16 protein-coding genes are annotated in these 14,239 nt (G+C 36.6%); 3 read left to right on the forward strand and 13 right to left on the reverse strand.

The features are described from left to right. Positions 1-31 precede the first annotated feature (31 nt). The 3 genes from AC2TFD_RS16740 to AC2TFD_RS16750 all read right to left on the reverse strand — a co-directional run bounded on the left by AC2TFD_RS16740 (position 32) and on the right by AC2TFD_RS16750 (position 2,552). Positions 32-586: a GNAT family N-acetyltransferase gene (locus tag AC2TFD_RS16740; protein WP_335512166.1), complete on the reverse strand. Its 555-nt coding sequence runs from the start codon at positions 584-586 to the stop codon at positions 32-34. A 33-nt stretch (positions 587-619) separates the two neighbouring features. Then, a complete protein-coding gene (locus AC2TFD_RS16745; RefSeq protein WP_335569316.1) occupies positions 620-1,330 on the reverse strand; it encodes a phosphatase PAP2 family protein in 711 nt (236 codons plus the stop codon). 130 nt (positions 1,331-1,460) lie between these two features. Further along, complete coding sequence (locus AC2TFD_RS16750) at positions 1,461-2,552, reverse strand: FAD-dependent monooxygenase (RefSeq protein ID WP_335512163.1); 1,092 nt, start codon at positions 2,550-2,552, stop codon at positions 1,461-1,463. Between the two features lie 348 nt (positions 2,553-2,900). Here AC2TFD_RS16750 and AC2TFD_RS16755 point away from each other — a divergent pair, with 348 nt between their 5' ends. After that, positions 2,901-3,065 (forward strand): hypothetical protein, encoded by a 165-nt coding sequence (locus AC2TFD_RS16755; RefSeq protein WP_335512161.1) that lies wholly within the window; start codon positions 2,901-2,903, stop codon positions 3,063-3,065. A 55-nt stretch (positions 3,066-3,120) separates the two neighbouring features. On the opposite strand, the gene AC2TFD_RS16760 is transcribed toward AC2TFD_RS16755, so the two are convergent. The 5 genes from AC2TFD_RS16760 to AC2TFD_RS16780 form a co-directional block, all read right to left on the reverse strand. Continuing rightward, positions 3,121-3,534 carry a DUF3147 family protein gene (locus AC2TFD_RS16760; RefSeq protein ID WP_335512160.1) on the reverse strand — a complete coding sequence of 138 codons (414 nt, stop codon included), beginning with the start codon at positions 3,532-3,534 and terminating at the stop codon, positions 3,121-3,123. Between the two features lie 16 nt (positions 3,535-3,550). Beyond that, the gene (locus AC2TFD_RS16765; RefSeq protein WP_335512158.1) at positions 3,551-3,910 is read right to left on the reverse strand and encodes a DUF3147 family protein; all 360 of its coding nucleotides are present in this window, start codon (positions 3,908-3,910) and stop codon (positions 3,551-3,553) included. Positions 3,911-4,110: 200 nt separating this feature from the next. Then, a complete protein-coding gene (locus AC2TFD_RS16770) occupies positions 4,111-5,043 on the reverse strand; it encodes a D-2-hydroxyacid dehydrogenase (protein WP_335569315.1) in 933 nt (310 codons plus the stop codon). A 33-nt stretch (positions 5,044-5,076) separates the two neighbouring features. Beyond that, positions 5,077-5,268, reverse strand: coding sequence for a hypothetical protein (locus tag AC2TFD_RS16775; protein WP_335512154.1), 192 nt, complete (start codon positions 5,266-5,268; stop codon positions 5,077-5,079). A 97-nt stretch (positions 5,269-5,365) separates the two neighbouring features. Then, a complete protein-coding gene (locus AC2TFD_RS16780; RefSeq protein WP_335512152.1) occupies positions 5,366-6,811 on the reverse strand; it encodes a DEAD/DEAH box helicase in 1,446 nt (481 codons plus the stop codon). Positions 6,812-7,177: 366 nt separating this feature from the next. Between AC2TFD_RS16780 and AC2TFD_RS16785 the strand changes: the two genes are divergently transcribed. After that, the gene (locus tag AC2TFD_RS16785) at positions 7,178-7,768 is read left to right on the forward strand and encodes a guanylate kinase (protein WP_335512150.1); all 591 of its coding nucleotides are present in this window, start codon (positions 7,178-7,180) and stop codon (positions 7,766-7,768) included. Between the two features lie 27 nt (positions 7,769-7,795). Here the strand turns inward: AC2TFD_RS16785 and AC2TFD_RS16790 are convergent, their stop codons facing one another. After that, positions 7,796-9,376 (reverse strand): histidine kinase N-terminal 7TM domain-containing diguanylate cyclase, encoded by a 1,581-nt coding sequence (locus AC2TFD_RS16790; RefSeq protein WP_484673599.1) that lies wholly within the window; start codon positions 9,374-9,376, stop codon positions 7,796-7,798. 207 nt (positions 9,377-9,583) lie between these two features. Here AC2TFD_RS16790 and AC2TFD_RS16795 point away from each other — a divergent pair, with 207 nt between their 5' ends. After that, positions 9,584-10,033, forward strand: a complete 450-nt coding sequence (locus AC2TFD_RS16795) for a S1 domain-containing RNA-binding protein (protein WP_335512145.1) — start codon at positions 9,584-9,586, stop codon at positions 10,031-10,033. A 257-nt stretch (positions 10,034-10,290) separates the two neighbouring features. Here AC2TFD_RS16795 and AC2TFD_RS16800 read toward each other — a convergent pair whose 3' ends face one another. From AC2TFD_RS16800 to AC2TFD_RS16815, 4 genes are all read right to left on the reverse strand, one after another. Continuing rightward, a complete protein-coding gene (locus AC2TFD_RS16800) occupies positions 10,291-10,566 on the reverse strand; it encodes a hypothetical protein (RefSeq protein WP_335569313.1) in 276 nt (91 codons plus the stop codon). Between the two features lie 623 nt (positions 10,567-11,189). Beyond that, positions 11,190-11,981, reverse strand: a complete 792-nt coding sequence (locus AC2TFD_RS16805; RefSeq protein ID WP_335569311.1) for an HAD family hydrolase — start codon at positions 11,979-11,981, stop codon at positions 11,190-11,192. Between the two features lie 195 nt (positions 11,982-12,176). Then, positions 12,177-12,662, reverse strand: coding sequence for a DinB family protein (locus tag AC2TFD_RS16810; protein ID WP_484673600.1), 486 nt, complete (start codon positions 12,660-12,662; stop codon positions 12,177-12,179). Positions 12,663-12,749: 87 nt separating this feature from the next. Next, a complete protein-coding gene (locus AC2TFD_RS16815) occupies positions 12,750-14,216 on the reverse strand; it encodes a sodium:solute symporter family transporter (protein WP_484673601.1) in 1,467 nt (488 codons plus the stop codon). Positions 14,217-14,239 lie beyond the last annotated feature (23 nt).

Here is a 14,239-nt window from a genome sequence, read left to right on the forward strand (position 1 = left end):
CAGGTATTGGATAGTAGGGACTAGGAAAAATTTACATTAATTTGTATGATTCTTTATGAAAGGAGGCCATATACTTAAGACAATCCTCCCCTTTTAATGGTGTGGCCGGCTTACTCTTCAGGTACAGAACCATTGCCATGTAATGTTGCGGACCCCATTTATAGCAGTGCTTATAATCATCCAACAATTGAAAACCGCATTTTTCCCAAAAGTGAATTCTAGCTATATTTTGTGGTGTTTCATCACATTCCACTTCAACCAGGATTCTATTGTATTGATTCTGGGAACGGGCCCATTCATTTATGTAATCAAAAAAGGCTATTCCCACTCCACGACCACGTAGATCCTTTCTGACCGCTAAATAATCGAGCAGTAATACACTTGACCCTGGCAACGAACCAGTTAACGCCATGGAAAGAACTATGTCGCTTTCCTTTAAAACATGGAGAGAACAAAGATTTCTTGCAAACATATTACGAATAATTTTTTCTGGCTTCGTTGCATGTTCACCAAATGCAACAGTATAAATACCTCTAACATTTTGCCATAGTTCTTCATCCCAATGATTACTAGTAATAAACTCCATAATTTAGGTTCCTTTGCTAATAAGTTTTTCTAGCTATGATCTTTTAAGCATTCTACTCGTTAATTGCGGCTGTCGCTCCATATACCATTGGAAGACCCAAATCGAAGCCGCAAGCCAACAACCACTGGCAAGATACCCTCCAATGATGTCACTTGGATAGTGCACCCCTAAATAAATCCTGCTTACGCCAATCATAAAGACAACAAATGAACTAAATAAGAGTAGGAGTGTTCTGCCTGTTAGATTAAAGATATGCCGCCAAAGCAAAAAGGTAAGGATTCCATAAACAGTAAAAGCATTCATGGCATGACCACTCGGGAAACTGTACCCACTGATTTCAATCAGTCGATTTAAATCAGGGCGAGCCCTTTGAAAGATTTCTTTTAGGACCATGTTTAGTAAAGGTGAACCTGCAACAACCACAATAAATAAAACTAATTCATGCCGGTGGTGCAACATTTTGTAAAGAAAGATTAGGATCAAAAGACAGATGATGACTACCCATAAAGTTGAACCAACCGTGGTAAAAAACTCCATAATCCTTGTCAGAAACGGAGACTCTTGTGATTGTACAGCACTAATTACCGCATTATCAAAATCAATAATTTTCTCCGCTCTTACCAACATCGCCACAACACTAAATGCCAAAAGTGCAACCAAGCTAATCAAAAATGCGCGAGTAAGCTGAAATTGCGAATTCATCATATTTAACCCCTTTTCATGGATAACCATATAATTTCCCATACACCCCAATCCTACTTATTCAACAAAAAAATCATCAAAATTTCCTGCACCAAAAAAGGCACCAAATATACAAAAGAGGATGCATAAACAGCCTTTTTTGTATATTTGGTGCCTGTCACCGTTCTAATGATCATCTATAAGCAAATTTTTCCTTAAGGGATGTTTCTTGTTTTAGTTGCATGATTTGTTGTGTTTTGACTTCGTTTTTTCTGCTCATTTCGAAGAGTTTCAATTGGTCTGCACTAACGTTTCCTTCGATAATGGCTTGTGTTAGGAGTGGCGCTAAGATATGGGCGTCTTTCATTCCACTATTAATTCCAATTGCTCCGGTTGGGGTCATCGTATGGGCAGCATCACCTATTAGGATTAATCCGTTCTCTACCCACGTATCGCTGCGGGAACTTTGTACTTTTAAACAAACCAAGTCTTTCCATGAACGGAGGTGGTTGTTCACACTCTCTTCTAGTTCCGGAAAACTTTCAATCAAAGGCTCAAGAAATGGCTGCAGGGAACCTTTACGTAATTCCGGAAACGAACCCTCAGCGATATTCCAGCCAATTTGGATGAGACCACCCGTTTGCGAAAATAATGCAAGTTGATGGCCATTAACAAGGACCATTCTTGTTGTTGGCTCCCACCCTGCAGGAGCAGGAATTTTTGCCCACAATACATCATATCCGTGTGTCATTTCTATTGTAGGTATCTTCGCCAGCTTACGTACGGTAGAATAACGACCGTCTGCCCCGATTGTAACCTTACTTGAAATATGGATTTCTTCCCCATTTTGTATCGCCTTAACACCCGTATAGAATCCTTTTTCATCCTGAATTAATTCTTTAACAGTCGTGTTAAATAGCAATTGGAAATTTTGATTTCCCTCAGATTCTTGGATGATTGCCGTTAATAAATGGGCTTGTGGTACGTGAATTCCGACATGGTCTTCATGGGTACCGGGCGTAATACTGTTCACGATATTTCTTCCAGAGAAGTATTCTACCTTCTTCATTTTAAGAATTCCGAGTTCTTCTATTTTATTAAATAAATGATGTTCTTTTAAGATCGCTTCTGTTTCACCGTTAATATGCTCGCCTCTGAATTGTCTGTTAACCCCGGTAGAACGTTCTATAATAATGGTTAATATTCCGTTTTTAGCCAATAAATGTCCGAGTAAAGTCCCTGCAGGTCCGCCGCCAACGATACAAACATCTGCTTGTAGGTTCATGTTAGAGCCACCTTCTACTATTATTTTGTTTTTTTGAATATATTTCGTTTTGAAAAAAGTTTCATAATACGAAAAAAAGTTAAGTATAGAGTAACAAAGTTAAGAGAAATAATCAATTCATTTATTTTTAGAAATAGACAATTGTACCTATTTTAAAGGATAATAAAATCCATTTAAAATTATATATTTAGTAAATTCTTTGTAAATTATAATTCAGAAAGTTTGAAATTTTTTAAAGAGGCTGTTAAGAAATGTTAAGAAATCGAAAATTCAATCTTTTTTTCTTCCGCAGCTTGTATGATAAGCCTGTAGTACAAATCATGCAAGAAATCAAGGAGGATTATGAAAATGAAAAATTTTAAAACATGGTTAGTTGCTTTGATGTCAGCATTGATGTTACTTGGAGTTGCCACTGGGTGTAGTGATACAACAAATACAGATGATCCAGAAACTGAAGAAACGGAACAAAACGAAGAAAGTACTGAAGAAGGTACTGAAGATACTGAAGAATAGGTATAGATGCAACATAAAACAAGGCGGTGCCAGCCGTCTTGTTTTTTTCTTTTGTTTATTTATGTCTGACCTGTATACCAGAGTGAAGATTAACCTTAACCCTGCCTCTAATTTTCCGACCATTTTTAAGCTTATCTCTAAGCGAAGAAACAATAATTGAGCTACCCAACCAGAACAGCAGTCCTAATACGATACTTAATCCCCAATTACCACTAACTTGTAAAACCGTCCACACCGTTGCTACACAGAAAACGCCGCCCACCATTCCAAACACAGAACCATTTGCAATTTTTGCAGCCTTTTTCGATCCAGAAGCAATCCCCATCATCAACACCGCTGTAATCATCACTGCTGGAAAGGCAGCAAAGATTCCTGCTAAGATTTTCCATGGAGATAAGACCGTTATTAAATAGCTGATCATCACGGCTGCTCCACCGAGAGTGAAGCGAATAAGCAAATCTTTATACATATCTAGCACACTTCCCTTAGTATGTTGTAATAATAACCACAGCCATTGAAACGACTAGCCAGAACCCCATAGCTTGTGCCAGACCTCGTTTCCATCCTTGCCTTGGCAGGAGATATCCAGCTAGAATGGCTACGAGGATATTGATGCCCATTCCGACAATCGCACCTTTAGATAATAAAATGGAATGAGAAACTAAATCTTCTCCACTAAAATCCAAACCGACCGTTAATAAAGCTGCTAAGTACACAGCAGGAAAAGCAGCAAAAATACCTCCAGCCTTTTCACCTAAATTCCTGGCAACAAGTGTTGAAACAACTACTGCTCCTCCTCCTAAAACAAACCTAAGGAGTAATGCACCTATTGATATATCTGCCATGCCTTTCACCTCTGATATTTAGTATTCTAAGCTGATCCATCTACCCTCTTATAAAAATGTGAAGCATTTCACATAACTAAGTTAATAAGTTTATTCTACCTCATTTATTCCTCATAACATGTGAACATTTCGTTACTTTTTTTAAAGCGTTACCATTCGAAAGCAAAAGAAAAACCCGTATTTTCGGGTTTTGATTAGCTTTAATAGCCTCTTTTAGTATCAACTTTATTTTTTAGCGGCTTGTTTGCTTCAATATTCTTAAGTGTATTAATGAAACAAGCTGCCCCTTCATTGGGGGTGGTAACAGCCGATATATGAGGAGTTATGAAAACTCTAGGGTGTCTCCATAATGGATTATTTTCAAGCAATGGTTCTTGTGAAAAAACATCAAGGACAGCATAACTAATATGATTCCCAGATAAAGCTTTTAATAAAGCACCTTCATCCACCGAAGCACCTCTTCCGACATTAATAAATCCCGCACTTTTTAATTGACAAAAGATTATGTCGTTAAATATTTTTTCAGTTTTTTCCGTAAGTGGCAAGGTATTAATGATATAGTTCATTTCACTTAAACGTGAAGTATGAAAATCTAATTTCATGACCTCTTTGAAATTGGCCTTTTCCTGCCCGCTTAAGGAAACACCGAAAACGTCAACCCCTAATCCTGAAAAAACCTTCGCTATCATTTGACCAATTTCGCCTGTCCCATATACAAGAACTTTTTGATCACCTACTAATTTCGGCGTATGCTGCTTCCAACTTTTTAGTTGTTGTTGATTTTGAAAAACATCATGTAATTGTAAATCCTTTAAGATGTAGCTTAAACAATACTCCGCAATCCTTTGTCCAAAAGAACAAATGGTTCTAGTTAGTAAAACTGCTTCATTCCAGTCTTTCTTATATAAAAAACGGTCAACCCCTGCACCAAGAGAATGAACCCATTTTAAATGGCTGTAATCATAGTCTGCTTTTAGGTTGAAAGAAACCAGTGCATCTGCCCAACTCAAATCACTTTGTGAAAATTCATTTTCAGGGATAAAGCGAAAAGTCTTATCCGTAACTTCCTTTTCTATTACTATTTGAAGGTCTTTATACATGGGACTAACTACTAAAATTTTTGTTATGTTCATTTTTTTCCTCTTTTTTTAAAATTTCAAAATAACTTACCCTTTAGGCACGTCAAGTGCTTGATAAGCAGCCTGATATTTTCCTCCATCGGCTACTTCTGAATGATACAAAGCCTTTAGGGCAAAGTTTTTTTCTAATTGGTGCTCATCAATCAATTCTTTTAAATGCTTCTGCAGGTCTTTATTTTCTTTTACTAACTGTTTCATTTGTGTTTTAAAATACTTCATTGATAGAATTCTCCTTTCTTTTTACTTTTTGGAACGAAACAACATTTATAAAAAATAAGGACGATTATAGTAAAATAAATCGTCCTTCTAAGAAACATTACTTTAACGCCTGGCTAACCTTTAGCTTCTTCCCTTTAACGGTTGTATTCTCCATCGCCTGGATTACTATTGAGCCTTTACCATTAAGGATGTCTACATATGTTAAATTGTCCTGAATGGTGATGATGCCAATATCGTCGGCGGTAACTCCAGGAATATTTGAGATTGTACCAACGAAATCCACTGCGCGAAGCTTTTTCTTTTTGCCGCCGCTAAAGTGAAGCTTGGTAATATCTTTATTGATCCGAGCGGTTTTATTATTTCTAACCACTCTGCGACCGCTTATTTTTTCTTCAAATGCCGCTTTTCCACTTGTCACCACTTCCTGCTTCGGAACGTCCATTGCCGGGATTTCAAACCCAATATACCTTTCGATTGCCTTAAGGAATTTCCCCTCATATGGTGTTGCAAAGGTAATCGCTTTTCCTTGATTACCTGCTCTGCCAGTTCTTCCCGTACGGTGAACATAGCCTTCTTTTTCCATTGGCACATCATAATTAATGATTAATGACACGTTATCAATATCGATTCCCCGAGCAGCCACATCCGTTGCAACTAAATAACGGAAATTCCCAGCTTTAAAACCATCCATAACCGCGAACCGGTCTTCTTGATCTAGTCCGCCATGGAGTCTTTCACAAGTATAATTGTCGTTTTCCAATTCGGCATAGACACTCTCAACATTTTCTTTTGTTCGGCAGAAAATAATACAGCTATCTGGATTTTCAACAACTGTTACATCTTTAAGTAGTGAAATCTTATCATCTTCCTTTACTTCAATGACAGCATGTTCAATAGTATTTGTTGTTACACCATCGGCAGCTATCTCAATCGGAATGGGATTTTTCATGTATTGATGACAGAGGTTGTCCACATCCTTCGGTAAGGTGGCAGAAAAAACCATGGTTACTCTGTCCTTTGGAAGTTCCTTGATGATGGCTTCCACCTCATCGATAAAGCCCATATTTAGCATTTCATCCGCTTCATCAATGATTAAAAACTTTATTTTATCTAATTCAAGGGTACCCCTCTCGATATGGTCCATCGTACGACCGGGTGTCCCCACGACCACATGTGTTTTTTGCTTTAATTCCTCTTTTTGCTTTGAAAAAGGTTCTTTGCCGTAAACAGCCATTGCTTTTATCCGTTTAAAACGACCAATATTCGTAATATCCTCACGGACTTGAACGGCTAGCTCCCGAGTTGGTGTAAGAACTAATGTTTGTGGCTTTTTTTCCTCCCATTCCATCATTTCACAAATAGGAATTGCAAATGAAGCCGTCTTACCTGAGCCTGTTTGAGATTTGACGATCATATCGAATTTTTCCAATGCCTTAGGAATTACTTCTTTTTGTACTTCTGTGGGATGATTGTACTTTAATACGGTCAGAGCCCTTGTGATTTCTTCACTTAAATGATAATCCTTAAAATTTTTTTCACGCATACAGTAACCTCGTTTTTTTTGTATTATCAAACTTCTATATAGGATTTCTCTCAAAGAAATATCATATGCTAAAATCTGAATAGGTTCATTATACTTGAAATACAAAACTTTCGAGAATTTATTTTTCATTCACTGTTGCACAACAGCTTTACAAAATTAAATAGAAACTGTACAGTAAATTTAGAACAAATAGGTAATTTTACGTTATCTTAATAAAAAAATCAGAAATATCAAAAATTTGGACGAAAAATCTGTTATAATGGAAATATCCCGTTCTAGGGATACTATGAATTACTTAACTGACAACATGAAAATCCAACTGCAGGCTCTTTTTTAATTAAACTATTTCATAATAGGAGGTTATCTATGTATAAAATCAAAGATAAACAAAAATTATTCATCTACACAGGTCCCGATGGCTCTGGGCGAAAAACGATTGCAAAGATGGTCGCTACTGCGTTTGATATGGAAACAGTCCTCTCTTACACAACTCGTTCTCCTCGTCATTATGAGCAAGATGGTGTAGACTATCATTTTGTTTCGGAAGAATCCTTCCAAGAAATGCAAGACAACCAAGAATTCCTTGAAACAGTTGAAATTGATGGTATTCATTATGGAATTCGTGAAGAGGATATTGTCAAAGCCTTTGAACATCATAACCTTGTCTACTTAACGTTAAACCCAGAAGGCACTGAAAAATTAAAAGAGATGTATGGTGACCGTGTCATGCGCTTTTTCATTTTCGCAAACCGGGATACGGTAATCAAGCGACATAATGCACGAAACGATAAGGAAGAAGATATCCAAAGGCATCTATCCCATTATGATGAAATCATGGCTTATCAAAATGAATGTGAGCATGTCTTTGAAAACTATGATTCTCCACAAGTATCATTTCAGGTTAGTGAAGTCATTGAAGCTTTTCTAGATCGTAATAGAATTGTAACGGATTATTAAAAAAGACAGGGTCCATTGCTAGGAAGATTATCCTATCAATGGACCTTTTTCTATTATAACTGGTTCGAACAATTGAACACAGTTTCTTCCCTTTTTTTTTGCCTCGTATAAAGCTTTGTCGGCCTCCCGCATTAGTGAATGAATGGTATATTTAAGTTCACCAGGAAAAATTTTTGCTTGTGAAATCCCAAAACTTGATGTTACGACAATTTTCTTACCTTGATTAAGCGAATAACTATCTGCAATCCTTGCCCGAATACTATTTGCCATCTTTTGCGCATCGAACAGATTCGTATCAGGCAGACAAATAACAAATTCCTCTCCTCCATAACGCCCAATGATGTCAGACTCACGCAAGCATTCCGTGGCAATTTTAGCAGTATTTGCTAAGACAATATCACCAGCTTCATGTCCATAGGTATCATTTACAGTTTTAAAATAATCGATATCAAACATAATGATGGAAACGATTCCACCATTTAGAGTAAAGGATTTAAAAATATTCTCTGATTTTTGAATAAAGTAGGATTTGGTAAAAACTTGTGTTAAACCGTCCGTTCTTGCTAATTGTTGTAATTTTTCCTCCAAATTCACTCTTTCTGTTACAACAAAGGTAATGATTTGCCCAATATCATGGCTGTTTTTCGATTGAACCGGTGAAAAACGAATATGATGATGTGTTTGCATGCTGCCTTGAGATAATTGGTAATCTCTTTCTTCACCTTGATAGATGATTTCAAGGAGTTGTTGTTGACCATGTAGGACATCAGATAGCCCTTTTCCAATCATTTGACGATTAAGCGTGGGGATAACATTTAGGACAGAACGATTATAATCAACAATCCTGCCACCTTGATTGATCACGATAACGCCTTCTTTCATACTTTCAAACACGGTATCCCTTGCAATTGGTGCTACATTAAACATTTGATAAGATACAAGGGCAGCACCATGAAATAAAAATGAAATACTCATTGCCACAGGTCCAAGGTCTATTCCATACGGACTTAATCCATTTAAATAAAAATGCGTCGCGATAATGGGGACAATAAGTCCTGCGGCCATCGTAATAATTTGCATCTGGAATTGAAATAACGATTTTTTTAATTGCATGAGTAGAATAATAACACTGAACATAATGCATATAAATACGAAAATCGAATGGATGTAAAACCACGGCCCGCCTTCCAATTTTAAGATAGGAAACGGGGTGTCACTTCTTATCTCCACCGTCTTATAATAGAAGTGATGGAGGTTATTTGTACTGTGCACAAAGATGGTTAATATTGGAAAGACATAAAGGGAGTAGTAGATCCACTTTTTAATCTTTTGTCCTACATACTCGAAACACATAAATAGGATAAATAGTGGGATGAAAGGTAAAGCGAGATACTCCAGTTGTAACCAAAACTTCATTTGTTCGAGCGTTACACTGGTTAGTTCAAATAAATAGGAAAATGTAAAAATCGCTGATAGGAGTGTTACTAAAACATAATATTTAGCTCCGGGAGCATCCTTAACTTTTAATATCGTATAAACGCATAAGAACACGCTTAAAGTACCGGCTATAATTAAAGCGACTATGTAAATGATTAATTCTTGGTTCATTTAAACAACTCCATACAAAAACCTAGGTTTTCTTCATTATATAGTAAAGTTTTGTAACGTGACTAGTGCAATTATGGTGTACAATAGAATTACATGACTTAAAAAGCCTTTTATTTTTAGGCTTGAATTATTACTGATAACAGTTGAAATTGTCTTTTAAACAGTGTATAATTATGAGTTGAAAACATTATTTAGGGGGAACTCTTTTTGTCGATCGAAGTAGGCAGCAAAGTACAAGGTAAAGTAACGGGTATTACTAATTTTGGAGCGTTTGTAGAATTACCGGGTGGCACCACTGGTCTTGTGCATATCAGTGAGGTAGCGGATAGCTATGTAAAAGATGTTAATGACCATCTAAAAGTAGGAGACCAGGTTGAGGTAAAGGTTATTAGCGAGAAAGACGGAAAAACTGCCTTGTCTATTAAAAAAGCTATTGATAAACCAGAAGGGCAAACATCTTCTTATTCACAGCGACCACAACGCCAAGGGAGAGATAATAGGCAATCAAAGGACTTCCGTTCAAAAGGCACATTTAAACCAAAAGAGAACTTTGAAGATAAAATGGCTAAATTCTTAAAAGCGAGTGAAGAAAATTTATCCAGCTTAAAACGCAACACCGAAACGAAACGTGGCGGCAGAGGCGGCAGACGCGGATAATTATAGATAAAGAAGGCAAGCCAAGTGCGGCTTGCTTTCTTTTATTTAATTCAAGCGTCTAACGTTTCGGAACCGGTGTACGCAGAAATCCATCCACCTACTAATGAATGGGGGATTTTCTGGATATTTTTTTAAGGATAGAATTTTTAGCAGCTTCTTTTTGTTGAAAAATACTTCGCAGCGGAAATTTATTTATAGATTGAGAAAATTGAATGAAACTGAGGATTCGTTTCAGTAGGCACAATATGCGGTGTGGCTTACAAAGCCATTTCTTTGATGGATTTATTTATTGCCTGTCTAAATGCCCAAATTATATCAATTAATATATCCGTATCAACCTTTATTTCTTTAATATCCCAGTACAGTTCATTTTTTCGATGAAAATAAAATTCCCCTTCTGATGATTTTATAATCGTTAGGATTCCCTTTGGATTTTCAGTATCCATTGTAAGAAAATGTTTTTCTCCGTTCCAATTGGCAAAGACTTCGAAAGTTTTCAGAAAGACTTGAACTTCCTCTCTACTCTTAAGCACTTTATACACTCCTTTTAATAAAAATTTCATGTGTAAATAGCTTTGAAAAATAAATAGCTTAGCAACGAATTTATAGTGTGATTCTGATTATATGCAAAGAACAGGCAGGTTACGACAACTTTGTTGTAAGACAAACAAAATTTTTTTGACCATCAGCAACTTTTGAGTCCATCATTATTCCATTAGGATGAGGAGGATACCCGAAATTAGGGAAAAAGGATTCTCATTAATTTCTAATAATTTTATCATCAACCTCTAACCCCTTCGTAGAAAATAAAACCAAGAAGACGTTTCCACTCTAAATCCATGAAGTTGGTAAAATGAGTGTTGTTATTGGATATGTTTCAGATTACATCTCAATGGTAATGACTGATACTCGAATTACTTATGGGAAAAACGGGGAAAAGGGATGGGAAGACCATCATGAAAAGCTAGTCTCGCTCCCCCCTATGGGGTGAGCAACTGGAGCAGGGGTTTTTGATTTATTCTAAAAATTCCTTCTTGATTGTTACCATAAATGGTTGCTTCCCTCTTTTTCGGGAACAATCCACTATTCGAATAAAAATTTAAGGCTGACCAAAAGGATACTAAACTTAAAAACCTTTTGAACAGCCTATATTTTTTTATTTTTTATTCAATTCATCTAATAGTGGGAAAAGCTCTTCTAAATGTTCAATTTCATAGGTTGGGATCACTTCATTTCTCTCTTTATTGTGACGGTTAATCCAGACGGATTTGATCCCTGCTGAATTGGCACCTAGAATATCTGTCATTAGGTTGTCCCCCACCATAAGAACCTCGTCCTTCTCAAGTGACATGAGTGACAATGCATGCTCAAAAATCGATGGGTCGGGCTTCCCTCTTCCAAACGCACCTGAGATAACAATCTGGTCAAAGTACGGAACAAGCTCTGGTGTAATCGATAGTTTAGTATTCTGCAGATCTGGTGAACCATTTGTTAATAGAAGAAGTTGATACTTACCTTTTAATGAATCTAGTATGTTAAAGGTTTCTTCGTAAACAAACGGCAGGTTCCTGCGCTCCTGAGGGAACCTTTCTGCCAATTCATAACCGAAAGTTGGGTCATCGATACCCAATGCCTTTAGCCCTGCAGTCCATGCATCTTTTCGGTAACCAGGTACGATTTCTTTCATTTTTCTAAAATTATCGTGGTCATCCAAAAAATTACCCCATAAGCCTTCGAACGGATTAATCCCTATCATTTGTGTAAATGAGTAGGTCTCATAAGAGGAGTAAAGATTTCTTGCAGCCTCACGTACAGCCTCTTCAAATTCATTTGCGTCAACACCATATCGGTCCTCCGCTGCCTTACAGGTTGCAACAAATGCTTCCTTTATACTTTTTTGATCCCAAAGCAGTGTGTCATCTAAATCAAAAAATATTGCTTTTATCATTTTCTTTAGCCTCAACTTTCACCTAAATAATATTTAACTAGTTTACCACTATTTAAATTAAATGAATATTCTTTCACGAGTAAAAAATAAAATCCCTCAGCCAATTGGCTGGGGATTCATAATAATCTACTATATTTTAGCAATTATGAAGTAAGGTAATAGTTAGAAAGGTTTCCAGCTAGACCTTTTATGTCTTTAAAGCTGTTCAATCCTTTCCCTGATCTGGGCAAGGTGACGCCTTTCATGTAACCCTATGAACTCCACCCATTGCTCCACACTTATAGTTCCAAAGGCCGGATGCTTTCCGGAATTATTCTTTAGAGCTGAAGGGTCATATGCCTTCATGATATCTAGTAATAATTTGCGAGAAGTAGTCAACCGCTCTGTTGCTTGAATAAGGCTTGTAAAATCTCTATTTGGTCTCATATTATCTGGTGCCTTATATTTATTAGAACGATTTAGTGTTGAGTCTAGAGGTTTCTGTTTAAATGGCTTATTTCTTTCATTTTTTTCAAGTATTTGTTTTATTTCTACTGTCATCACTTTTTCTATCACATATAAGTGTTCTAAGATATCTAATATAGACCACTCTTCATTGTCGGGAATAATAGTTGCTTCGTTATCTGAAAGATTTGAGACATAATTTAGTAACTCTTCCCTAGCCCTTTCTATTCCGAACAATATCTCTCCTCCATCCTAAAACTCTAAAATATTTAATAGCCTATTTTTTAAAAATTATATTAAGCACCTAAGAGTAAACAGATTTAGCTATCCCTCAATAACACTCTTCAGCTCATTGCTAATTTTAGCCTCTTTAGGCTGGGTTAAAAGTGAGATTACAATAAATAATAACGTTGAGACAGCTAATGCAAACGCCCCATTAATAACCCCGGCAGGTAGAAACTTAACACCGTATTTACCACCAATTTCTAAAATTATATTTATCAATAGACTAATCACTATGCTTCCAATTGCTCCGTATTTAGTTGCTTTAGACCAAATTAATCCCAATACAACGGAAGGGAAAATAGCTGATGCAAACAACCCCCATCCAAATACCCCTAATAAACCAACTAATGTATTCATATAAAAGGAGAAAATAGCCGATAGTACAAGGAGACTTAAAACAGCAATACGACTCCAAAATAACTCATTTTTCACTTTTAAGTTAAATGACTTTGGAATATCTCGTACGATACTTGCTGCACCAATATTTACAAAACTGCTACCTGTTGACATAATAGCTGACATTAAGCCTGCAATTACTAAGCCACTTATAAACGGTGAGGTAAACATTGATAAAAAAACAGGTAAAGCATCATCAGGTGATTTCAACTCAGGAAATTTCCCTTGAATTTTTAATACTAAAGCAGCAAGCCCAATCCCAATTACTAACAGTGTTGTAATCATATAAGATATGCTAGCAGTAAAAGCCCCCCATTTTAAATCCTTAGTATCCTTCAGTAGTAAAAACTTAGTGAGAAAGTGAGGTTGTGCTGCCGCACCTAAGCTAATCATAAAAAACCAACAAATTACGGTAATTACAGGGAATGTGCCGAAAGGTGATGCCAATGTTGGATTTGAGTCAATAAGCGTTTGAGTCATTTCAGGTATTCCACCACCAACATTAATTGCAAGGAAAAATACAATAATTGACACAACAATCATAATCATTCCTTGAAAAAGATCCGTATAAACTGCAGCAAGGATCCCACCGCCAACACAGTAAAAAGCCATGATTGCCAAACCTATTATTGCACCTACCATCGTAGATACTCCAAAAATGGAATGCATTATTATGCCCATTGCTTGAACTTGTGTGCCAAGATATCCCAAAACTCCTAATATCATTGCAACTGAAATCCATGCCCGTGCTGCCTTACTCTGATATCTAATCTCAATAATATCCCCAATTGAATACACTTCACCAATCCGGCTAATTTTATATAATCTTTTCCCGATTAAGAACCATGCTAGAGCAAAGCCAAGAGGAGCTGAGACCATTAGCCCAGATGCAAATCCTAAACCGCCACTAAATGTCATCCCCGTTCCACCCAACATACCAAATCCACTTTGGATAGATGAAAATGCTGCAATTGCCATTACAAACATACCCATATCTCTACCTGCTACAAAAAAGTCACCGCTAGTCTTAGTCTTTTTGGTTGCCCAATAACCGATTAAAATACATACCAATAAATAAACAACTGCAATTGTAATAATCGTTGGATTCATTTAATTCCCTCCTTTATTCTTTT

Source organism: Neobacillus sp. plas4 (genome assembly GCF_057221695.1).